At 66.2% G+C, this 19,461-nt stretch carries 20 protein-coding genes; 5 read left to right on the forward strand and 15 right to left on the reverse strand.

Annotated features, from left to right (window positions below; translation table 11 throughout):
- Positions 1-81: 81 nt before the first annotated feature.
- The 4 genes from HWX07_RS20705 to HWX07_RS20720 all read right to left on the reverse strand — a co-directional run bounded on the left by HWX07_RS20705 (position 82) and on the right by HWX07_RS20720 (position 4,164).
- Entirely contained in the window at positions 82-903 is an 822-nt protein-coding gene (locus tag HWX07_RS20705) for an ABC transporter permease subunit (protein ID WP_006475948.1), read from the reverse strand.
- Positions 900-1,826: an ABC transporter permease subunit gene (locus tag HWX07_RS20710; protein ID WP_006488137.1), complete on the reverse strand. Its 927-nt coding sequence runs from the start codon at positions 1,824-1,826 to the stop codon at positions 900-902. Before HWX07_RS20710 ends, HWX07_RS20705 begins: the two co-directional genes overlap by 4 nt.
- The gene (gene potA, locus HWX07_RS20715) at positions 1,823-2,983 is read right to left on the reverse strand and encodes a polyamine ABC transporter ATP-binding protein (RefSeq protein ID WP_175877510.1); all 1,161 of its coding nucleotides are present in this window, start codon (positions 2,981-2,983) and stop codon (positions 1,823-1,825) included. The genes HWX07_RS20710 and potA overlap by 4 nt, the downstream gene beginning before the upstream one ends.
- Before the next feature lie 86 nt (positions 2,984-3,069).
- Positions 3,070-4,164 carry a polyamine ABC transporter substrate-binding protein gene (locus tag HWX07_RS20720; protein WP_175808616.1) on the reverse strand — a complete coding sequence of 365 codons (1,095 nt, stop codon included), beginning with the start codon at positions 4,162-4,164 and terminating at the stop codon, positions 3,070-3,072.
- A 417-nt stretch (positions 4,165-4,581) separates the two neighbouring features.
- On the opposite strand from HWX07_RS20720, the gene HWX07_RS20725 reads away from it, so the two are divergent.
- On the forward strand, positions 4,582-4,785 hold the full coding sequence (locus HWX07_RS20725; RefSeq protein ID WP_006493160.1) for a DUF1289 domain-containing protein: 204 nt from the start codon (positions 4,582-4,584) through the stop codon (positions 4,783-4,785).
- 75 nt (positions 4,786-4,860) lie between these two features.
- Here HWX07_RS20725 and HWX07_RS20730 read toward each other — a convergent pair whose 3' ends face one another.
- From HWX07_RS20730 to HWX07_RS20740, 3 genes are all read right to left on the reverse strand, one after another.
- Positions 4,861-5,499, reverse strand: coding sequence for an OmpW family outer membrane protein (locus HWX07_RS20730; RefSeq protein ID WP_012328582.1), 639 nt, complete (start codon positions 5,497-5,499; stop codon positions 4,861-4,863).
- 65 nt (positions 5,500-5,564) lie between these two features.
- A complete protein-coding gene (locus HWX07_RS20735) occupies positions 5,565-6,755 on the reverse strand; it encodes a nitronate monooxygenase family protein (protein ID WP_027806546.1) in 1,191 nt (396 codons plus the stop codon).
- Positions 6,756-6,880: 125 nt separating this feature from the next.
- Positions 6,881-8,317 carry an aldehyde dehydrogenase family protein gene (locus HWX07_RS20740; RefSeq protein WP_175877511.1) on the reverse strand — a complete coding sequence of 479 codons (1,437 nt, stop codon included), beginning with the start codon at positions 8,315-8,317 and terminating at the stop codon, positions 6,881-6,883.
- A 268-nt stretch (positions 8,318-8,585) separates the two neighbouring features.
- On the opposite strand from HWX07_RS20740, the gene HWX07_RS20745 reads away from it, so the two are divergent.
- Positions 8,586-8,951, forward strand: coding sequence for a hypothetical protein (locus HWX07_RS20745; protein ID WP_011549733.1), 366 nt, complete (start codon positions 8,586-8,588; stop codon positions 8,949-8,951).
- Between the two features lie 156 nt (positions 8,952-9,107).
- On the opposite strand, the gene HWX07_RS20750 is transcribed toward HWX07_RS20745, so the two are convergent.
- The gene (locus HWX07_RS20750) at positions 9,108-9,596 is read right to left on the reverse strand and encodes a DUF2501 domain-containing protein (RefSeq protein WP_175808613.1); all 489 of its coding nucleotides are present in this window, start codon (positions 9,594-9,596) and stop codon (positions 9,108-9,110) included.
- 291 nt (positions 9,597-9,887) lie between these two features.
- Between HWX07_RS20750 and HWX07_RS20755 the strand changes: the two genes are divergently transcribed.
- Positions 9,888-10,451: a hypothetical protein gene (locus HWX07_RS20755; RefSeq protein ID WP_175877512.1), complete on the forward strand. Its 564-nt coding sequence runs from the start codon at positions 9,888-9,890 to the stop codon at positions 10,449-10,451.
- 16 nt (positions 10,452-10,467) lie between these two features.
- Positions 10,468-11,046 carry a polysaccharide deacetylase family protein gene (locus HWX07_RS20760; RefSeq protein ID WP_175877513.1) on the forward strand — a complete coding sequence of 193 codons (579 nt, stop codon included), beginning with the start codon at positions 10,468-10,470 and terminating at the stop codon, positions 11,044-11,046.
- 12 nt (positions 11,047-11,058) lie between these two features.
- On the opposite strand, the gene HWX07_RS20765 is transcribed toward HWX07_RS20760, so the two are convergent.
- Positions 11,059-12,024, reverse strand: a complete 966-nt coding sequence (locus HWX07_RS20765; protein ID WP_175877514.1) for a phosphotransferase — start codon at positions 12,022-12,024, stop codon at positions 11,059-11,061.
- 25 nt (positions 12,025-12,049) lie between these two features.
- Here HWX07_RS20765 and HWX07_RS20770 point away from each other — a divergent pair, with 25 nt between their 5' ends.
- Entirely contained in the window at positions 12,050-12,739 is a 690-nt protein-coding gene (locus tag HWX07_RS20770) for a CmcI family methyltransferase (protein WP_175877515.1), read from the forward strand.
- Here HWX07_RS20770 and HWX07_RS20775 read toward each other — a convergent pair.
- From HWX07_RS20775 to HWX07_RS20800, 6 genes are all read right to left on the reverse strand, one after another.
- Positions 12,696-13,904, reverse strand: coding sequence for a glycosyltransferase (locus HWX07_RS20775; protein WP_175877516.1), 1,209 nt, complete (start codon positions 13,902-13,904; stop codon positions 12,696-12,698). The two genes, HWX07_RS20770 and HWX07_RS20775, sit on opposite strands and share 44 nt — an antisense overlap.
- Positions 13,905-13,911: 7 nt before the next feature.
- On the reverse strand, positions 13,912-14,979 hold the full coding sequence (locus tag HWX07_RS20780; RefSeq protein WP_175877517.1) for an asparagine synthase-related protein: 1,068 nt from the start codon (positions 14,977-14,979) through the stop codon (positions 13,912-13,914).
- A complete protein-coding gene (locus HWX07_RS20785; protein WP_175877518.1) occupies positions 14,976-15,854 on the reverse strand; it encodes a 4Fe-4S cluster-binding domain-containing protein in 879 nt (292 codons plus the stop codon). Before HWX07_RS20785 ends, HWX07_RS20780 begins: the two co-directional genes overlap by 4 nt.
- A gap of 1 nt (position 15,855) precedes the next feature.
- Positions 15,856-16,854 (reverse strand): phosphotransferase, encoded by a 999-nt coding sequence (locus HWX07_RS20790; RefSeq protein WP_175877519.1) that lies wholly within the window; start codon positions 16,852-16,854, stop codon positions 15,856-15,858.
- The gene (locus HWX07_RS20795) at positions 16,855-17,604 is read right to left on the reverse strand and encodes a hypothetical protein (protein WP_175877520.1); all 750 of its coding nucleotides are present in this window, start codon (positions 17,602-17,604) and stop codon (positions 16,855-16,857) included.
- Between the two features lie 233 nt (positions 17,605-17,837).
- The gene (locus HWX07_RS20800; protein WP_012328602.1) at positions 17,838-19,430 is read right to left on the reverse strand and encodes an ABC-F family ATPase; all 1,593 of its coding nucleotides are present in this window, start codon (positions 19,428-19,430) and stop codon (positions 17,838-17,840) included.
- Positions 19,431-19,461: the final 31 nt, after the last annotated feature.

The following is a 19,461-nucleotide window of genomic DNA, read 5'->3' on the forward strand; positions in this document are numbered from 1 at the left end:
GTTACGCGCCGCCAAAACGAAACGCCCGGCCCGACTCGTCGTCGGCACCGGGCGTTTTTCATGATGGCCGCAATCGGCGCGTCAGGCCGCGAACCCTGCCAGCCGCTTGCGTTCCTGACGCAGCATCACGAAGTTCGCGATCACGACGCCGGCCGTCACCGCGATGATGAACAGCGTCGCGAGCGCGTTCATCTCCGGGTTCAGCCCGAGGCGCACGCGCGAGAACACGACGAGCGGCAGCGTCGTCGAGCCGGGGCCCGACAGGAACGCCGACAGCACCAGATCGTCGATCGACAGCGTGAACGACAGCAGCCAGCCCGCGATCAGCGCCTGCGAGATCAGCGGCAGCGTGATCGTGAAGAACACCTTCAGCGGCGTCGCGCCGAGATCGAGCGCGGCTTCTTCCAGCGACGGATTCAGCTCGCGCACGCGCGACTGCACGATGATCGCGACGTACGAGATGCACAGCATCACGTGGCCCAGCCAGATCGTGAACACGCCGCGCTCGGCCGGCCAGCCGATCCACTTCGCGAGCTCGATGAACAGCAGCAGCAGCGAGATCCCCTGGATCACCTCGGGAATCACGAGCGGCGCGTTGATCATCCCGCTGAACAGCGCGAAGCCGCGAAAGCGGCCCATCCGCGCGAGCACGAAGCCGGCCCACGTGCCGATGAACACCGACGCGAACGCGGTCAGCACGCCGATCTTCAGCGACAGCCACGCGGCCGTCAGCAACTCGTCGTCCTCCACGAGCGCCGCATACCAGCGAAACGAGAAGCCCGACCACACGGTGACGAGCTTCGACTCGTTGAACGAATAGACGATCAGGCTGATGATCGGGATGTACAGGAACGCAAAGCCGACGAACAGCGCCGCGAACTGCAGGTAGCGATTCGGCTTCATCGGCGGCCTCCCTGTTCCTTCGCCTGGAAGTGCTGGAACATCGCCATCGGCACGAGCAGCAGCAGCACCATCGCGCAGGTCACGGCAGACGCCATCGGCCAGTCCGCGTTGTTGAAGAACTCGTTCCACATCACGCGGCCGATCATCAGCGTATTCGCGCCGCCGAGCAGCTCCGGAATCACGTACTCGCCGACCGCCGGGATGAACACCAGCAGGCAGCCCGCGATGATGCCGTTCTTCGACAGCGGCAGCGTGATCTGCACGAACGCCTTCCACGGCTTCGCGCCGAGGTCGTACGCGGCCTCGAGCAAGCGCAGGTCCATCTTCACGAGGTGCGCATAGAGCGGCATCACGAGGAACGGCAGGTACGAATACACCATCCCGATGTACACCGCGTAATTCGTGCGGTACAGCTCGATCGGCGTATGCGTGAGCCCGATCCACATCAGGAAGTTGTTCAGCAGCCCGTTGTTCTTCAGGATGCCGATCCACGCATACACGCGGATCAGGAACGACGTCCAGAACGGCAGCATCACGCCCATCATCAGCAGGTTGCGGGTAGCCGGGTTCGAGCGCGCGATGTAGTACGCCATCGGATAGCCGAGCAGCAAACACAGCAGCGTCGTGATCGCGGCGACCCACACCGAGTTCACGTAGGTCGCGAAATACAGGCTGTCCGTGAACAGGAACGCGTAGTGCGACAGGTTCAGCGCGATGTGCACGACGCCGTCCGCGTACGACGCGAGCTCCGTATACGGCGGAATACCGAGCTGCAGCTCCGCGAAGCTGATCTTCACGACCAGCACGAACGGCACGAGGAAGAACAGCACGAGCCACGTGAACGGCCCGGCCACGACCGCCGTGGCGCCCGTCAGGTTGAAGCGCCGCACCGGCCACTCGAGCAGGGACTTGAACGCGTTCATGACGTCAGCACCACGCCGGCGGTCGCGCTCCAGCGCACGTAGATCTCGTCGCCGAGCGCCGGCGTGTCGAGTTCGGAAATCGCGAGGCTCGACACGTTCGCGATCACCGCCTTGCCGCCGTCGAGCTTCACGTGATACAGCGAATAGCCGCCCATGTACGCGACGTTGCTGATCCGGCCGCGCGCCCAGTTGAACGCGCCTTCGGGCGGCTTGCGCGTGAGCGCGATCCGCTCGGGGCGCACCGACACGGTGACCGGCATCCCGAGCGGGCCGGAGATCCCGTGGCTCACGTACAGCCGGCTCGGCAGTTCCGGCGATTCGATGTACACGTGATCGGGCTCGTCCTCGACCGTCACGCCGTCGAACAGGTTCGTCGAACCGATGAATTCGGCCGAGAAGCGGCTGTTCGGGTATTCGTACACTTCGTTCGGCGAGCCGATCTGCACGATCTGGCCTTCACTCATCACCGCGAGGCGGTTCGCCATCGTCATCGCCTCTTCCTGATCGTGCGTGACCATGATGCAGGTGACACCGACCTTGTTCAGGATGTTGACGAGTTCGATCTGCGTGCGCTGGCGGATCTGCTTGTCGAGCGCGGACATCGGCTCGTCGAGCAGCAGCAGCTTCGGGCGCTTGACCAGCGAGCGGGCCAAGGCCACACGCTGCTGCTGGCCGCCGGAGAGTTGATGCGGCTTGCGCTTCGCATACTTGCCCATCTGCACGAGTTCGAGCGCGGATGCGACGCGCGCCTTCAGTTCGGCCTTCGGCGTGCCTTCCTGCTTCAGCCCGAACGCGACGTTCGACTCGACCGACATGTGCGGGAACAGCGCATACGACTGGAACATCATGTTCACGGGCCGCTTGTACGGCGGCATCTGCGCGAGGTCCTCGCCGTCGATCAGGATCTTGCCCGACGTGACCGTCTCGAGGCCCGCGAGCATCCTCAGCAACGTCGACTTGCCGCAGCCCGAGCTGCCGAGCAGCGCGAACAGCTCGCCCTGGCGCACGGTCAGGTTGACGCTGCGCACGGCTTCGGTGTCGCCGAATTTCTTGACGACGTCGACGATCTGGACAAAGTTCTCGGCGCGCGCATCGGCGCCGGAGGAGGAAACGGAGAACGGCGCGCCCGCGACCGGCGCGCCCGACTGGCTATTCATGATGTGCTGCTTCTCTCCTGCGTTAGACGAACAAAGCCCCCGGGGGCACCAGGGGCTTCATGACTGCTGATTCACTTCGGCTCGCGTCAGCGGCCCGACTTCAGCTCGGTCCACAGACGCGTCTGCAGACGCTGGATTTCAGGCGGCAGCGGCTTGAGCAGGAACAGCGTCTTCACGACGTCGGCCGGCGGATAGACGGCCGGGTCGTTCGCGACGTCGGGCCGCACGTACTTGCGTGCCTCGGCGTTGGCGCTCGGGTAGTACACCGCGTTGGTGATCGCCGCGTGCACCTTCGGATCCTCGATGTAGTTGATCCACTGCAGCGCGGCTTCCTTGTTCTTCGCATCCTTCGGGATCGCCATCACGTCGAACCACACCGGCGCGCCGCCCTTCGGAATGTAGTACTCGACCTTGTACGGCTTCTTCGCCTCGATCGCGCGATGCTTCGCGATCACGACGTCGCCCGACCAGCCGTACGCGAAACAGATGTCGCCGCCGACCAGGTCGTTGATGTAGCCCGACGAGTTGAATTGCGTGATGTACGGACGGATCTTCTTCAGCACGTCCATCGCGGCCTTGTAGTCGGCCGGGTTCGTGCTCATCGGATCCTTGCCGATGTAGTGCAGCGCCGCCGCGAACATCTGGTCGGGCGCGTCGAGCACCGACACGCCGCAGGTCTTCAGCTTCGCGAGGTTTTCCGGCTTGAACAGGATGTCCCAGTTGTCGAGCGGCACCTTGCCGAGCGCCTGCTGTGCCTTCGTCAGGTTGTACGCGAGACCGGTCGTGCCGTATGCCCAGGGCACCGAGTACTTGTTGCCCGGGTCCGCGCCGGCGACGAGCGCCATCAGTTGCGGATCGAGATACTTGAGGTTCGGCAGCTTCGACTTGTCGAGCGGCGCGAAGATGCCGGCGGCGATCTGCTTGCCCGCATAGTTGCTGGTCGGCACGACGATGTCGTAGCCCGAGCTGCCCGTCAGCAGTTTCGCCTGCAGCGTGTCGTCGCTGTCGTAGTTGTCGTAGCGGACCTTGACGCCCGTCTGCTTCTCGAAGTTCGGGATCGTGTCCTTCGCAATGTAGTCCGACCAGTTATAGACATTGAGCTGCGTATCCTTCGCCGCCGCCGCCGACGCACCCACGCACAGCGCGAGCGCTGCGAACCGGCCCACTACCTTTGCTTTCATCCCGTTCTCCCTCCGGCCGGACGCGTTGCCCGGCTGCCGTCTGCCTCGTCATGGCGACGCATTCCGGCGCGCCGCCCCTCGAAAACCCCGAAAACTACCATCATTCGCGCCCCGTCACAAAAAAATCATGCCGGTGTCGCGCAAACGGAACAGATTCCCGCCGCCGGCCCGTCGGGCCGCCCGTGCGGCGGGGCGTTCCGGGGGAATTCTATCGGGTAATCGGCGGCTGTCCACCGGAAAAACGGACAGCGGCGAAGCTGCGTGCGCATGCCGGGTGCGCCTGCCCGGCGACCGCGCCCGACGCGCTGCCCGACTGTCCCGCTCCCGCGCCGGGACAACACGCCGGCGCGAGCGTCCGGCCGGGTCGCCGCGATGCATTAAAATGGCGGCTGACGATTCAATTGCGCGAACCCTCCGATGGCCTCCAATCTTCACGACCTCCCCGACAGCCCCTGCATCGGCGTGTGCTCGACGCTCTTCGACGAAGTCTGCAAGGGCTGCGGCCGCACGGCCGCCGAAGTCTCGAACTGGGTATTCCTGAGCGACGACGAAAAGCGCGCGGTGTGGGAGCGCATCACGCGCGAAGGCACCGCGATGCGCTTCCAGTACGACAAGCTGTAAATCCGTCGCCCATAAAAAAAGCGGCATGCAGACCGCCATGCCGCCAACCCCAACTCTGTTCTTGTTCCGTCGCGTCTAGAACTTCATCCCGACGCCCACGCCGACGATCAGCGGATCGATGTGCAGCGTGCCGATGCCCTTGTCGCCCAGCGTCGCATCGGTGCTCATCCAGATCTTCTTCACGTCGACGTTCATGAACACCTTCTTGGTCAACTGCACGTCCACGCCGAACTGCAGCGCGGGGCCGAAGCTGCTCTTGTTGATCGACACGCCCTCCCCGCCGACGTTAAGCCCGTTGTTGTAGAAGTACGTGTAGTTCAACCCGGCGCCGACGTACGGGCGCACCTTGCCCGCATGGTTGAAGTGATACTGCAGCAAGAGCGTCGGCGGCAGCACGCCCACGCCGCCGAGATTGCCGAGGCTCGACGTCAGCTGATGCCGCGACGTGCCGAGGATCAGCTCGACGCCGAGGTAGTCGCGGATCATGTACGTGAAGTCGAGCTCGGGCACGATCGCGTTGTTCACGCCCGTGTTGATCGCGCCGAGCGTGTCGCTCGCGCGCTCGTTCGGCTGGATGCTGATCGCGCGCAGCCGGACCAGTACGTCACCCTGGTTGATGCCGTCGCCCGGCGACGCCGCGTGCGACAGCGACGGCATCGCGATGGCGGCCGCGACGGCGGCGGCGGTGACACAAGTTCGAATCGTTTTATGCATGGTACGGACCCCCAAAGAATGGTTTCCATTCTCCCTGTAGGGTCTTTTCGTCATCTTGATATTGGTCAAGCCAGCGTAAACGTGGGACGGTTTGCCGCAGGCTCGGTCGCACTGCCCGTCAGCAGCAGGTCGAGCAGATCGCGCACGCTGCGGATCGCACGGCCGAACGGCAATGCTTCGCGGCCGCGGAAGAACAGCCCGTTTGCGACGTCGCCGCGCAGCGCGGCCGCGAGCCGCGTGTCGATGCAGAAATGGCCGAACTTCTCGATGCCGTCGCGCAGCCCGCATACGCTCAGGCATTCGAGCGCGGTCGGGCAGCGCTGCTTGAACGCGCCGAGCTTGTTGCGAATGCGTGTCTCGTTGCGCAGGTAACGATCGAGCCACGGCGTCTTCACCGCACGCGCGGGCAGGCCCGTCACGCTGACGAATTCGACGATGTCGTCGGGCGTCGCATCGGCGAGCACGCGCTTGAAGTGCGGATGCGCGTCGCCTTCTTCCGTCACCGCGAACGGCGTCCCCACCTGCACGCCATTCGCGCCGGCCGCGAACGCCGCGCGCACCGTGTCGTGACTGTTGATCCCGCCGGCCACGATCAGCGGGATCGTGTCGCGGGCGATGCCGAGCGACGCCATCACTTGCGCGGTTTCGTCCAGCACGCGCGCGAAATCGAAGCGGGCGTCGTGCATGTCGTCGATCTGCGTGACGCCGAGGTGGCCGCCCGCGTGCGCCGGATGCTCGATCACGATCGCATCGGGCAGGCGCCCCTTCTTCATCCACTTCTTCAGCACCAGCGCGATCCCGCGGCTGTCCGACAGGATCGGGATCAGCGCGATGTCGTGCCCTTGCGTGAGGTCGGGCAGGTCGAGCGGCAGGCCCGCGCCCATCACGATCGCATCCGCGCCCTCGTCGCACGCGACCCGCACGTAGTCCGCCTGCGCGCTGACCGCCTTCATCACGTTGACCGCGATCATCCCGCGCCCTTCGCTGTACGTTTTCGCGAGACGGATCTCGCGCGCGAGCGCGTCGAGATTCGCCGCCTCGAGCGTCGCGCGATCGGGTTGCGCGCGGCACCGCGCAAGCAGATCCGCATGATGGTGGCGCAGGTCGATGCTCGCGATCGTGCCGACCGCGCCTTCGCGCGCGACGCTGCCCGCCAGCCGGTGCGCGGAGATGCCGACGCCCATGCCGCCCTGCACGACGGGCAGCAAGGTGCGGCCGCGGATCGTCAGCGGCGGAAAGGAAGTGCGTACGGTCATCTGAAACCTCGTCGGAACATCGGAACCGCGATGATCGACGATCCACCGCCGCGCACCTTGACGGCCGTCAATAAAAAACGGCACGCAAGCGTGCCGTATTTTCCGGTTCGGGCCGCGCGCGGCGTTCAGGCCGGCCTGGCCGGCTTCAACTGCATCGACTTGTACTCGAGATACTCGTCGAGCCCGTACACGCCGTTCTCGCGGCCGTACCCCGACTGCTTGAAGCCGCCGAACGGCGCGGCGCCGTTCCACGTGCCGCCGTTGATGTCGACCTGCCCGGTGCGGATGCGGCGCGCGACGCGCAGCGCGCGTTCGTCGCTGCCGGCCCACACCGCGCCGCCGAGCCCGTACGGCGAATCGTTCGCGATCCGCACGGCTTCGTCTTCATCGCGATAGGTGATGATCGACAGCACCGGCCCGAAGATTTCTTCCTGCGCGATCGTCGCTTTCGGATCGACCCGGCCGAACACGGTCGGCTTCACGAAGAAGCCCTTCGCGAGCCCTTCCGGCAAGCCGGTGCCGCCCGTCACGAGTTCCGCGCCTTCGTCGATGCCGCGCTGGATGTAGGCCTGCACGCGCTGCTGCTGCGCGGCCGACGCCAGCGCACCGAGACGCGTCGCATCCTGCCGCGGGTCGCCCGCGACGTACGCTTCGGCGGCGGCCTTCGCGAGTTCGCGCGCTTCTTCGTAGCGCGCTTCCGGCACCAGCATCCGCGTATGCGCGGAGCAGGTCTGGCCCGCGTTCAGGTAGCACGCGTTGACCGTGCCCTTTACCGCCGTCGCGAAATCGGCATCGTCGAGGATCACCGACGCCGACTTGCCGCCCAGCTCCAGCGCGACGCGCTTCACGCCCGCGGCCGCCAGTTCGGCCACGCGCTTGCCCGCGCGCGTCGAGCCGGTGAACGACACCATGTCGACGTCCGGATCGGTGGCCAGCACCTCGCCAACGACCGGGCCATACCCGCACACGAGATTGAACACGCCGGCCGGCAGCCCGGCCTCGTGGATCGCTTCGGCGAGCATGAACGCGTTGAGCGGCGCGACTTCCGACGGCTTGAGCACCACCGTGCAGCCGGCCGCGAGCGCCGGCGCAACCTTCAGCGTGATCTGGTTGAGCGGATAGTTCCACGGCGTGATCGCCGCGACGACGCCGACCGGTTCGCGCACCACCAGCGAATTGCCGACCTGCGCCTCGAATTCGAATGATTCGGCCAGCTTCGCGTACGCCTTCCAGTTATAGATGGGGCCGCCGACCTGAATCGCGCGCGACAGCTTGATCGGCATGCCGACTTCGCCGGTGATCGACTGCGCGAGTTCCTCGCTGCGCGCCTGCAGGCGCTCGACGATCTTGCGCAGGTAGCCCGCGCGCGTCGCGGCCGGCGTGGCCGCCCACGCATCGAACGCCGCGCGCGCCGCGCGGATCGCGTCCTGCGCGTCGGACGCAACGCCCTCGGGAATCCGGCCGATCACGGCTTCGGTGCCCGAATCGATCACGTCGATGGTGCCGGTGCCGGACGGTTTGCGCCATGCGCCGTCGATGTAGAACTGGTCGTAGATTTTCATCGTGTTCCGCCTCCAGGGAAGCCGCCATTCTAGCGAGCGTTTCGGTGACTGGTGTGACGAATGACAGCGATTCGAAAGGACCGGCACGTCATCACGCCGGTGCTCCGCCGTCCGCCGCGCATGGCCGGGAAGGCATTCGTCGGGCCGCCGCCACGTCAGCATCCGCCCGGGTGCGCGGCCGGGCCCGCATCGTGCTATGTTTTTATTATCGGCACCGGCCCGCTGCGGCCGGCGCCGCCCGGAATCGACGCACTTCGTGAGCGCTGCCATGTCCGACGCATCCCATACCCTCGGCTCGCAAGACCGCCTGGAGCTGCTTTGCTGGCTCACCTGCGGCAACCTCGGCGCGTTTTACCTCAACGAATCATGGCCGGACGCCGCGTTCCAGGTGCAGGCCGCGCACCGCTGGCTCGACCGCCATCACCGCCAGGCCGACTGGCTGTCGGTCGCCAAGCTCGCGGCGCTCGCGCAGGACATCGCGAAGCGGCATGCGGGGTTCGTCGACGCGTCGTGGGCGCGCGACGCGGTCGAGGAAATCGTCGATACCGACGATCTCGACTATCGGGCCAAACTCGTGCAATGGGTGTACGAAGACTGCTGCAAGGCGCTCGCGGACAAGCGGCTGGCGGATTGAGCCGCGCAGTCACCGCCTTGCGCCTTGCGCGGGTCGCGGCATCGACTCGCACGACGTGCTTTTCGCCGTGACGAACGTCACGGCCGGAATGGCTGACGGGATGCGGCACCTGCGCACCGCCCCCGGCGCCGGCACGCGCGATGCGTGCCGGTGTGTTTACAGCAGCGATTTCGCCTGCGTCAGCACCTTGTCGCAGATCTGCTTGGTCACCTGCTGCTTCAGGCCGCCGCCGCTCAGGTCGAGCTTGCTGCCATTGCCGGCGTCGAGAATCCCGCTGGCACCGCTCGTATAGCCGCTGTCGGACGACGCGGACGCGTTGCCGCCGAGCTTGCCGAGCAGCGCGTCCTTCACCGACGATGCGCCGTTGCCCGTCGCGCCGCCGAGATAGTTGTTCTGGATGCAGAACTGCAGCAGGCCCGCGACGTTGCCGGTGCTGCCCGGCGTCAGCGACGCACCGCCGCCACCCGTCAGTGCGCCTCCAAGGCTGCCGAGGTTGCCGAGCGCCCCGCCCGCGCTACCGCCCGAATCGCCACCACCACCGACCTGTTTCAGGACGTCGCCCAGTTGCGCATGGGCGACCGAAAACGGCGCGAGCAATCCGATCAGCGCACCGGCAACGGTCGCGCGGTAAAGACGTGCATTCATGTAAAGCCTCCCGGTTGTGACTGCATGAATACCGCGAATCGCATCCAAGGATACGCAATCGACCGGGGCAGGACAGCCTTCGAAGCCACATGAAACGTCAGGCATCGTGATATATCGCGGCGATTTGACGATGCTTGACGGACGATTCCGCGCGGCATCGCCGGATCGGCAGTTGCGCAGCCGCCGTGCCGTGCCGTGTCGCCAGCCCGCGCGAAGCGTCATAGAATCGTCGTCGCCGGCCGTTCGGCTGGCTGCGGCTCGACATTCACCTCGAACACGAAGGACATTCGCATGGCGCTTGCCCATCGATTTCTGCTGATCGCCGTCGCATCTACTGCGCTGATGGGCCGTGCCGGCGCTGCCCAGGCTGCAGAGGCTGCGCCCGCCACCACGGCGGCCGCGTCCTGTACCTCGCCTTCGTTCGATCGCTATCCGGCACCGGCCGCTGCCCGCACGCCACGCAAACCGGCTGCCGCGCCGCGGCTCACGAGCAAGGAGGCGCGCCTGTACCGCACCGTCATTCGCGACGAATTCGCGCAACCGGCCAATTTTGCCGGTCACTATCGCATCGCGATCTGGGGTTGCGGAACGGATTGCCGAAATTTCGCGATCGTCGACAAGAACACGGGCGCGACGTACACGATGCCCGGCGTGAAAGCCATCTCGGGCGTGATGGGCAACGACGACGAGCGCGTCGACTTCCGAGCCGGCAGCAGGCTGCTGATCGTCGCCGGCTGCTTCGACGACGATTGCGACGCCGGCACCGCGAAAGCGGCCCGGTTCTTCTACGAATGGACCGGCACCGGGCTGCGTCCGGTGGGCAGGTGCCCACTGGCCATCGAGCCGGTTCAATGAGCGGCCCCGGCGACCGATGATCTCCATTCACCTCAGTTTCGACGACGGCCCCGGCCCCTCGACGCCCGCGCTGCTCGACGTGCTGCGCGACGCCTCGTGCTCGGCGACCTTCTTCGTGCTCGGCCAGCACCTGGCGGACGCACCCGGCGTCGCGACGCGAATCGTGCGCGAAGGCCATCGGCTCGGCAATCACACCTATTCGCACGCGAAACCCGGCGTGCTCGCTGACGCCGCACTGATCGACGAGATCGACACGACCGACGCGCTGATTCGCGGCGTCTACCGCCGCGCCGGCCTTCCCGCACCGAACGCGATTCCGCTGCGTCTTCCGTACGGGTTGATGCCGCGGGACGATCGCGCCGCCGTGCTCGCGCGCCTGCCACGCGAACACACGGGCTGGACCGCGATACTGGACGACTGGCAACGGCCGGCGCCGTCGCCGCAGGCGCTGTTCGACGCGATGTGCGCGCATGTCGACGCCTGCACGGCACAGCATCGCGACGTACTGTTCTGCCTGCATGACGGATCGCGGCACGGCGACGCGCGGCCCAACACGGTCGAGGCCGTGCGGCTGTTCCTGAACCGGCCGCGCTGACGCGACGGCCGGCTAACTCGCGGGCCCCGCCCCGTCCAGCAACTGGCGCCAGCCGCCGAGGAATCCGATGCCGGGGCCCGGCATCCACAGCCCGCGCTGCGCCGCTTCGAGATGGATCAGCGTCTGGTCCGCGCAGAACAGCGTCATCAGCGCGTCGTCGTTGTCGCGCAACCAATCCGGCGCCGCATCCGGCCGCGTCGCCGCATAGGTCTCCAGACCGGCGTTCCATCGCCCGCGATCGAACACGAAGCCGTCATCCCGGCCCGCATCGCGCGACAGCGCGAACGACGCAAAGGCCGCTTCGAGCCATTGCGCTCCCTGCCCCACATCGTCGAAATCCAGCACGCCGTTCACCGCGTTGCCGACATACAGCAGGTTGCCCGCGTGATAGTCGCCGTGCAGCCAATGCACTGCCCCCGTGAGCCACGAGGCTGCCGCGTCGAGATGTATGCCGATTCGCCGGATCACCGTGTCGTAGGCGTCGCGCAGATCGCCAGGCAGCGACGGCATCGCACGCGCCGCGACACGCGCATGACGGGCCGACAGCCACGCGAGCGGCGCCGCTTCGCTTGCCGGTATCGCGGCCAGCGCCGTATGCAGATGCGCAAGCGTGCGCATCGCATCGGTCGCCCCCGCGTGCGCGTCGTCCGGGAGGCCGGGACGGCCGTCGATCTGCTCGAACAGATGCAGCCACCTTCCGTCCGGCATCTGCACGCCGGTTTGTGCATCGACGGTCGGCCGCAGCCGTGGCAGCGCGGGCAGCAGCCGCGCCGTGCGCGCCTCGCCGAGACGGCCGAGGATCGACGCCTCGCGCTGCATTTGCCCGACCGGCTTGCCGGACCACGATACGCGCAGGACCGTGCACCCCGCGTCGCACTCGACGAGATACGTTTTGTTAGTATGGCCCGACGCCAGCGCCTGCAGGCGCGCCGGCCCGATGTTCCAGTACCGGTGAAGCCACGGTTCCAGCGTTTTCACCTCACTCCTACTCGTTGCATTGATCATGTCAGAGCGTCCTTCGGCCCGCATGCGGGACATCAACATCGAATGGCTGACGCGCGCCGCCGAATTCGGCCATCTGTTCCAGACCCGCTGGCTCGGCGAGCGCTTCTTCCATCTGCCCGGCGACATGCTCGCGCTGCAGGAACTGATCTGGCGCGAGCGCCCCGACTGCATCGTCCAGACCGGCGTCGCGGCGGGCGGCGGCGTCGTGTTCACCGCGTCGATGCTCGATCTGGCCGGCACCCCGGGCCGCGTCGTCGCGATCGAACCGCGCCTGCGCGACGAGGTCCGCCAGCGCCTGCAATCGCATCGGCTCGCCCATCGCATCGTGCTGATCGAAGGCGAATCGTGCGCGGCCGACACGCTCGCATCGGTGCACGCGCAGATCGACGACGACGCGCGCGTGATGGCCATCCTCGATCTCACGCATACGCACGCGCACGTGCTGCGCGAACTCGAATGCTATGCGCCGCTCGTGACGCCCGGCAGCTACGCGATCGTGATGGACACCATCATGGAGTACCTGCCCGAGTCGATGTTCGACGGCAAGCCGTACGGCCGCGGCAACAATCCGGCCACGGCCGCGCGTGAATTTCTCGCCCGCGACGACCGGTTCGAAATCGACCACGACATCGAGGACCGCGTGCTCATGACGCTGTCGCCAGGCGGCTTCCTGAAGCGAGTGCGCTGATCAGGCGGGCGGCTTGCGCGGAGCCGTCGCGCGCGGCATAGCTGTCGCGAATTCGCGCCGCCTGCTCGCGCAACGGTCCGGCGCGCAACAGGCGTTCGAGCGCATCCGTAATGTCCGTAACGCCGGCCCGCTGCAGATCGAGCACGCAGCCCGCGCCGGCCCGCTCGACGAAATGCGCCGAATGGAACTGGTCGTTGCAGAACGGCGACAGCAGCATCGGCACGCCGCACGCGAGCGACTCCATCACCGAATTCGCGCCGCCGTGGCTGACGAACGCGTGCGTGCGCCGCAGCAGCGCCAGTTGCGGCGCGTAACGCACCGCGAGCACGCGTTCGTCGCCGGCCGGCAGCAGATCCGAATCGACCAGTTCGCCCACCGACAGCACCAGTTGCGCCGAGGTCGCGCGCGTCGCGTCGATCACCTTCGCGAACACCTCCGGGTGGTAGTAAAGCTGGCTGCCGAGCGACATGTAGACGAGCGGGCGATCCGCGTCGACGCGTTCCCACGGGAACGCCGTCTCGTCGCCGCGCGGGCCCGACGGCATCGCCGGGCCGACCAGTTCGACGCCGGGCGGCGGCGCGCCCACCAGCGCATCGGTCGTGAACGCAATCGTCAGGTGCGGCGACAGCACGTCGCAACCTCGAAAGCGCGCATTGAGGCCGTAGCGCGCGAACAGCCGCGTGCGTTCCGGTTCGAGCCAGCGCACCGTGCGCAGCAGTTCCGAATCGAGATCGTCCGGCAGCACCGGATTCAGCGAATTGGACATCGAGACCCACGGCAGCCCTTCCAGCTCGGCCGCGATCGCCGCGGCATAGAGCAGCGGGTCGATCACGACCACGTCGGGCCGCCAGTCGCGCAGCACCGCGCGAATGCCGTCCACCTGCGCGGGGGCAAGGTCGATCAGCAACGTGCGGATCCAGTGCCGCAGCCAGTCGGCGTCGCGAATGTTCGCGGCGAAACTCGCGCCGCGCGACAGGTCGTGGCGCTCGGGCGTCTCGCGCGGCCCGACGAACGCGAAGTCGCCGGCGCCGTCCAGCTGGGCGCTGATGTCGGCCGGCGCATAGAACGCGACGTCGCAGCCGGCTGCGCGCAGATGCTGGGCCGGCCCGATGCACGGATTGACGTGGCCCTTCTCGGGCACCACGCAGAACAGGATACGTTTCATGAGCGGCTCAGGTTGGGCGATGCGCGGCATCGGGATGAAGACGATCGAGATGGTCGAGGATCAGTGTCAGCGTCGTCCACAGCACGCGTTCGGTATCCGCCTGCAGCGTCGGCGCAGCAAGGCCCAGCGCGTCGGCCAGTGCATGCGTGCGGTCGCGATCGAGCAGCGTCGCGAGATCCATCGCCGGCGCGAGCCGGCCGCGCTTGGGGCCGTGCACGAGACGCTCCGGCAGGTTCAGGCGCGCCCCGAGCTCGCGCAGGCACTGCTTGTTCGGGTCGGGCGCGATGCTGGTCAGATGCGCGACGACGGCGGCATCCACGAACGGCGGATGCAGCTCGACCGACGCCTCGTCGAACAGCGCGTGGCACAGCGGCAGATAGTTGGCCGATACGTCGCGGCGCAATACCTGATCCGCGCCGTCGCCGGTAATCGCCAGCTCGATGCCGTCAGCCGCCATCGCGTCGGCCAGCAGCAGCTTCGCGACCGGATGCAGGTTGAACATCGGCTCCTCGACCGCGTGGGTCGTTCTCGGCAGCGCCGCGATGAAATCGGCCTCGTTGGCGCGCACGATCTTCACGTTCGCCTGCATCTGCCCGGCGAGTTCGAGCGCCGCGTCGAGTTCGCAGTAATCGGGCATGTCGGTCGCGAGGATATAGGCCGTCACGTGCCGCAATGCGCCGAGCTCGCGCAACAACGCAAGCAGCAGCGCCGAATCGAGCCCGCCGCTCAGCGCCAGCGCGACGCGCTTGCCGCTGTCGAGCGCACGTTGCAGCGACGCGCGCAGCACGGCGTCGAGATCGGCTTGCCGCGGCCGCTCGGGCGCCGGTTGCGCCGTCAGCCCTTGCGGCGACCGGACCAGTGCGTGGCCGGGCGGCACCGCGAGCACGTCGCGCAGCACGGTGCGGCCGACCAGGCGCTCGCCGCTCAGGTAGCCCGCGATGGCGGCCGTGTCCGGCGCGCCGGCCGGTTGCCCCGACGTCCGCAATACGGCGCGGATACCGGACGCCGACACGCCGCTGCGCGGATGGTAGTGCAGACGATCGAAACCGAACGGGTCGCGCGTACCGACGATCATGGATAACGAGCCTTCAAGGTGTCCACTTCAATGCGTTTAAGGATGCGATGCGGCGCGACCGGCGCGCTGCCGCCCTGGCAATGCAGGCAGGCTTCGAGCGGCGTCTCGCGCTGCAGATAGGCGAGCATCGCGTCGAGCATGCCCGCGTCGTCGCGCAGCGGCAGGCCGTCGGCCTGAAAATCCTTGTCGCCCTTGTACAGCGTATGGAAATGCGCGGGACGCGTGCACGTGTAGAACATGCCGTCGCGAATCATATGGCAGCGCTCGCGAATCCAGCAATCGTGATACAGGCGCTGGGCTTCGCCGCGGTCCGTGCCGGGCTGGGCGCGGTTCATCGTCGTGAACACGTCCTGCACCTTCCAGTTCAGACGCACGTCGAAGCGCGCCGCCTGGCGCTCGACATGCGCGACCAGGTCGGCGGAAAGCGCCGGCTTCGGATAGCGCGAGATCGTCAGCGCATCCACCGCTTGCCAGAACGCGTCGGGCATCTCGCCGAGCTTCAGGCCGTTCGTCGTGACCGAGATCACGGGCGCGATCCCGGTGCCGCGCACGCGCTCGACGAGTTCGACGAGCGCCGGATGCAGCAACGGTTCGCCGCCGACCAGCTTGAACATGCGCGGACGCAATACCTTCGCGGCCTTGCGCAGATCGGCCTCGATCGATTCGGGGCTCGCATGCCACTCGGGCAACAGCGGCGACAGCGAGCAGCATTCCGCACAGGTCAGATTGCAGTGATCGACGATATGCGCTTCCAGCGAGCGCGTCTGCACGCGCCCGTCCTCGACGCGGTAATCGCGATCCAGCGGCGGCGGAAACACGTGCTGCCGCTCGCCGGCGCGCGGGGGATTCGGGATCTCGTTCGGAGTCGCACTCACATCAGCTTCCTGTTTCCATGCAGCGGGAAAAGAAATCTACTAGACGGTCACGCGCGTTCACCATCGCCGACGCCATCGTCACCGCACCGTTCAGGTGCGATGCGAAGCGAGACGGATCGTCGAGCCAGCCTTGTACGATCCACAGCTTGAGCACGTGCTGCAAGCAGGCGGCATCCACCGCCCACGCAATGTGCGCCGGATTCACGGGCCGCACCCGCTGGTACGCATGCACGAACGCTTGCGCGAGGTGCGGCGCCTCCAGCGGCAAATGATTCAGGCAGCGCACCAGCTCGTATTCGCGCGGCGCGCCGATCGATGCTTCCCAGTCGAGGATCAGCGGCGGCAGCGTGCCCGTGAACAGATAGTTGAACTGGTTGTAGTCGTTGTGGATCGCGTGCTGCGGATCGTTGGGCGGAAACGCATCGATGCTGCCCGGATAGTAACGGTCGAGCATGCGCAGCGCGAGATCGACGTAGCGGCGCAGATTCGCGGCGCCGGTGGCGTTCGCATCCGCTCGGTCAAGTGCATCCAGCAGGCTGCGGCGTACTGCATCCGCGTCGATCGCGGTCAGCCGCGCACGGATCGTATCGAGCGACGGCAGATGCAGTCGTTCAAGGCTCAGGTGCAACGCGGCCAGACTCGCGCCGAGCGCATCCCATTCGGTTGGCGAGAACGTATCGTAGGTTTTGAATCGCCCGGCTTCCCAGCGCGTCAGCATCGCGTGAGAATTTTGTCCTGACCACAGCGATGCGCCGGATCGCGTGCGCTTCAGCGTCTGCACATGGAAGCGCGTATCGCCGTGCGTTTCCAGATGCGCGAGGATGGCGGTTTCCTTGACTGCGCGCGCATGGTGTTCGAGTGCATAGAGTTTGACCGCCACACCCGCGCCGCTGTCGGCCGGCAGATGCCACACCCGTTCGCTCACTTGCGTCGGCGGCCCGCCGCAACCGAGGTCGTACGCACCGCGAATCTCGTCGAAGGTAACGGCGAGCGAATTCATTCAGATGTGCTCGGCCGGCCCGTGCCGATACGGATGACCGGTCAGGAACGTGTTGTGTCCGACGTAGCGCAGCTTGTACATCGCCGGTCGGAACAACACCGACGGATCGTTGTTCGCGATGCCGAGCAGCGGGTACAGGTCGCGTCGCACGAAGAACGCGTTGTTGCCCATGTCGTCGCAGCAGACGAGTTCATAACCTTTCTGGCGGCCGAGACGCGCAAGCGATTCGAGGCTCGCGCCGTAATAAGTCGAGCCGTCCCATTCGTGGTCCGGATTGAAGCACATGACCCAGCGCTCGGGCGGCGTGTAGTACGGGTTGTATTCGATTACGACGATGCGCGGCTGAAACGCTTGCAGGCCGCGCCACACCCAGTAATCGTTGCCGTCGATATCGATCGACAGCAGGTCGAAGTCGATCGGTACGTTCACTTCGGTAAGCAGTGGGTCGATCGTATCGGGCTGGACGCGATCGTGGTGCAGGCGGACGCGCTCCGCGCCCGCGTAGTGCGCGGCAAGCTTGCCGAACCGGTATGCGCTGCCTTCCACCAGTACGCCGGCCCAATCCTGTTCGCGCAGCAGCCGTGCCGTATTGCTGTTGCGCAGGCCGTCGCTCGCGCCGATATCGACGCAGAAGCGGTTGGTCGGCGCAATCCGCTCCATCAGGCGCGACAGGATGCTCTCCTCGGTGCCCTGCGCGTACAGGCTGGGCGCAAGGCCGGACAGGTCGAGCGGGAGAGGATAGTCCTGCATCGAAGGCGGCTCCGGGGCGAAATGGGGAATGATGGGGGCGTTGGGTGGGTAATTTACCTGAAGTCGATTGAGCAGAGGAAACCGGGATGTCCGGCATCGGTGGGGTTTGCCGTGGTGGAAATGAAAAAGCCCGCATCGACATTGCTGTCGATGCGGGCTTTAGCGCTCATGGCGGTTCGCTCCGCGCGGTGATGCCTAAGCTGGACCCACGACCGGAGAAAACCTCAGGACACTTACTCCTGCCCCTGACTCGTCAGGAACTCCTCGTAATTCCCGCCGAAGTCGAACACCGTCCCATCCGTCTTCACTTCGATGATCCGGTTCGCCAGCCCGCTCACGAATTCGCGGTCGTGCGACACGAAAATCAGCGTGCCTTCGAACTGCTCGAGCGCGATCTGCAGCGACTCGATCGATTCCATGTCCATGTGGTTGGTCGGCTCGTCCATCAGCAGCACGTTGTGGCGGCCGAGCATCAGCTTGCCCCAGATCATGCGGCCCTTCTCGCCGCCCGACAGCACCTTCACCGATTTCTTGATGTCGTCCGAGGAGAACAGCAGGCGGCCCAGCGTGCCGCGCACCATCGTTTCGTCGTCGCCGTCCTTGCGGTACTGGTCGATCCAGTCCATCAGCGTGACGTCGTTCGGGAATTCCTCGTACGTGTCCTGCGGCATGTAGCCGACGTTCGCGTTCTCGGACCACTTCACCGTGCCGTGATCGAGCGGCAGCGCGCCGAGCAGCGAACGCAGCAGCGTCGTCTTCCCCGCGCCGTTCTCGCCGATGATCGCGATGCGCTCGCCCGGCTGCACCGACAGGTTGAAATTCTGGAAGATCGTGCGCTCGTACTTCTTGGTGATCTCTTCGGCGACCACCGCCACGTTGTGCAGCTTCTTCTCGAACTCGAAGCGGATGAACGGGTTCTGGCGCGACGACGGCTTGAATTCCTCGATCTTGATCTTGTCGATCTGCTTCGCGCGGCTGGTGGCCTGGCGCGCCTTCGACTTGTTCGCCGAGAAGCGGCGCACGAAGTCCTGCAGCTCGGCCACGCGTTCCTTCGCACGCGTATTCGCCGCGGCCTGGCGCTCGCGCGCCTGCGCCGATGCGAGCATGTAGTCGTCGTAGTTGCCCGGCCAGACCTTCAGCGTGCCGAAGTCCATGTCGGCCATGTGCGTGCAAACCGAGTTCAGGAAGTGACGATCGTGCGAGATGATGATCATCGTCGAGTTGTACTCGTTGAGCGTCTGCTCGAGCCAACGGATCGAGTTGATGTCGAGGTTGTTGGTCGGTTCGTCGAGCAGCAGCACGTCCGGCTTCGAGAACAGCGCCTGCGCGAGCAGCACGCGCAGCTTCCAGCCCGGCGCGACGTCGGCCATCGTGCCGTTGTGGAACTTCTCCTCGATGCCGATGCCGAGCAACAGCGCGCCCGCGCGCGCCTCGGCGTCGTAGCCGCCGTATTCGGCGAACTTGCCTTCGAGCTCGGCCGCGTGCATGTAGTCGTCGTCGGTGGCTTCCGGGTTCGCGTAGATCGCGTCACGCTCGGTCATCGCGGCCCACATCTCGGTGTGGCCCATCATCACGACGTCGAGCACGCGCACGTCTTCGTACGCGAACTGGTCCTGGCGCAGCTTGCCCAGGCGGACGTTCGGCTCGAGCGCGACGTTGCCGGCGCTCGGCTCGAGGTCGCCGCCGAGGATCTTCATGAAGGTCGACTTGCCACAGCCGTTCGCGCCGATCAGACCGTAGCGGTTGCCCTCGCCGAATTTGACCGAGATATTCTCGAACAAGGGCTTCGGCCCGAATTGCATCGTGATGTTGGCAGTAGAAAGCACGGCAGGTCCCGTAAGAGAGAAATCGACGGAA

This window comes from Burkholderia sp. BCC0097 (genome assembly GCF_902832985.1).
Classification (GTDB): Bacteria; Pseudomonadota; Gammaproteobacteria; order Burkholderiales; family Burkholderiaceae; genus Burkholderia; species Burkholderia orbicola.

Coding starts and splice junctions, on each gene's coding strand:
- HWX07_RS20705 (WP_006475948.1), bottom strand. CDS start 903: ATGAAGCCGAATCGCTACCTGCAGTTCGCGGCGCTGTTCGTCGGCTTT.
- HWX07_RS20710 (WP_006488137.1), bottom strand. CDS start 1,826: ATGAACGCGTTCAAGTCCCTGCTCGAGTGGCCGGTGCGGCGCTTCAAC.
- potA (WP_175877510.1), bottom strand. CDS start 2,983: ATGAATAGCCAGTCGGGCGCGCCGGTCGCGGGCGCGCCGTTCTCCGTT.
- HWX07_RS20720 (WP_175808616.1), bottom strand. CDS start 4,164: ATGAAAGCAAAGGTAGTGGGCCGGTTCGCAGCGCTCGCGCTGTGCGTG.
- HWX07_RS20725 (WP_006493160.1), top strand. CDS start 4,582: ATGGCCTCCAATCTTCACGACCTCCCCGACAGCCCCTGCATCGGCGTG.
- HWX07_RS20730 (WP_012328582.1), bottom strand. CDS start 5,499: ATGCATAAAACGATTCGAACTTGTGTCACCGCCGCCGCCGTCGCGGCC.
- HWX07_RS20735 (WP_027806546.1), bottom strand. CDS start 6,755: ATGACCGTACGCACTTCCTTTCCGCCGCTGACGATCCGCGGCCGCACC.
- HWX07_RS20740 (WP_175877511.1), bottom strand. CDS start 8,317: ATGAAAATCTACGACCAGTTCTACATCGACGGCGCATGGCGCAAACCG.
- HWX07_RS20745 (WP_011549733.1), top strand. CDS start 8,586: ATGTCCGACGCATCCCATACCCTCGGCTCGCAAGACCGCCTGGAGCTG.
- HWX07_RS20750 (WP_175808613.1), bottom strand. CDS start 9,596: ATGAATGCACGTCTTTACCGCGCGACCGTTGCCGGTGCGCTGATCGGA.
- HWX07_RS20755 (WP_175877512.1), top strand. CDS start 9,888: ATGGCGCTTGCCCATCGATTTCTGCTGATCGCCGTCGCATCTACTGCG.
- HWX07_RS20760 (WP_175877513.1), top strand. CDS start 10,468: ATGATCTCCATTCACCTCAGTTTCGACGACGGCCCCGGCCCCTCGACG.
- HWX07_RS20770 (WP_175877515.1), top strand. CDS start 12,050: ATGTCAGAGCGTCCTTCGGCCCGCATGCGGGACATCAACATCGAATGG.
- HWX07_RS20775 (WP_175877516.1), bottom strand. CDS start 13,904: ATGAAACGTATCCTGTTCTGCGTGGTGCCCGAGAAGGGCCACGTCAAT.
- HWX07_RS20780 (WP_175877517.1), bottom strand. CDS start 14,979: ATGATCGTCGGTACGCGCGACCCGTTCGGTTTCGATCGTCTGCACTAC.
- HWX07_RS20790 (WP_175877519.1), bottom strand. CDS start 16,854: ATGAATTCGCTCGCCGTTACCTTCGACGAGATTCGCGGTGCGTACGAC.
- HWX07_RS20795 (WP_175877520.1), bottom strand. CDS start 17,604: ATGCAGGACTATCCTCTCCCGCTCGACCTGTCCGGCCTTGCGCCCAGC.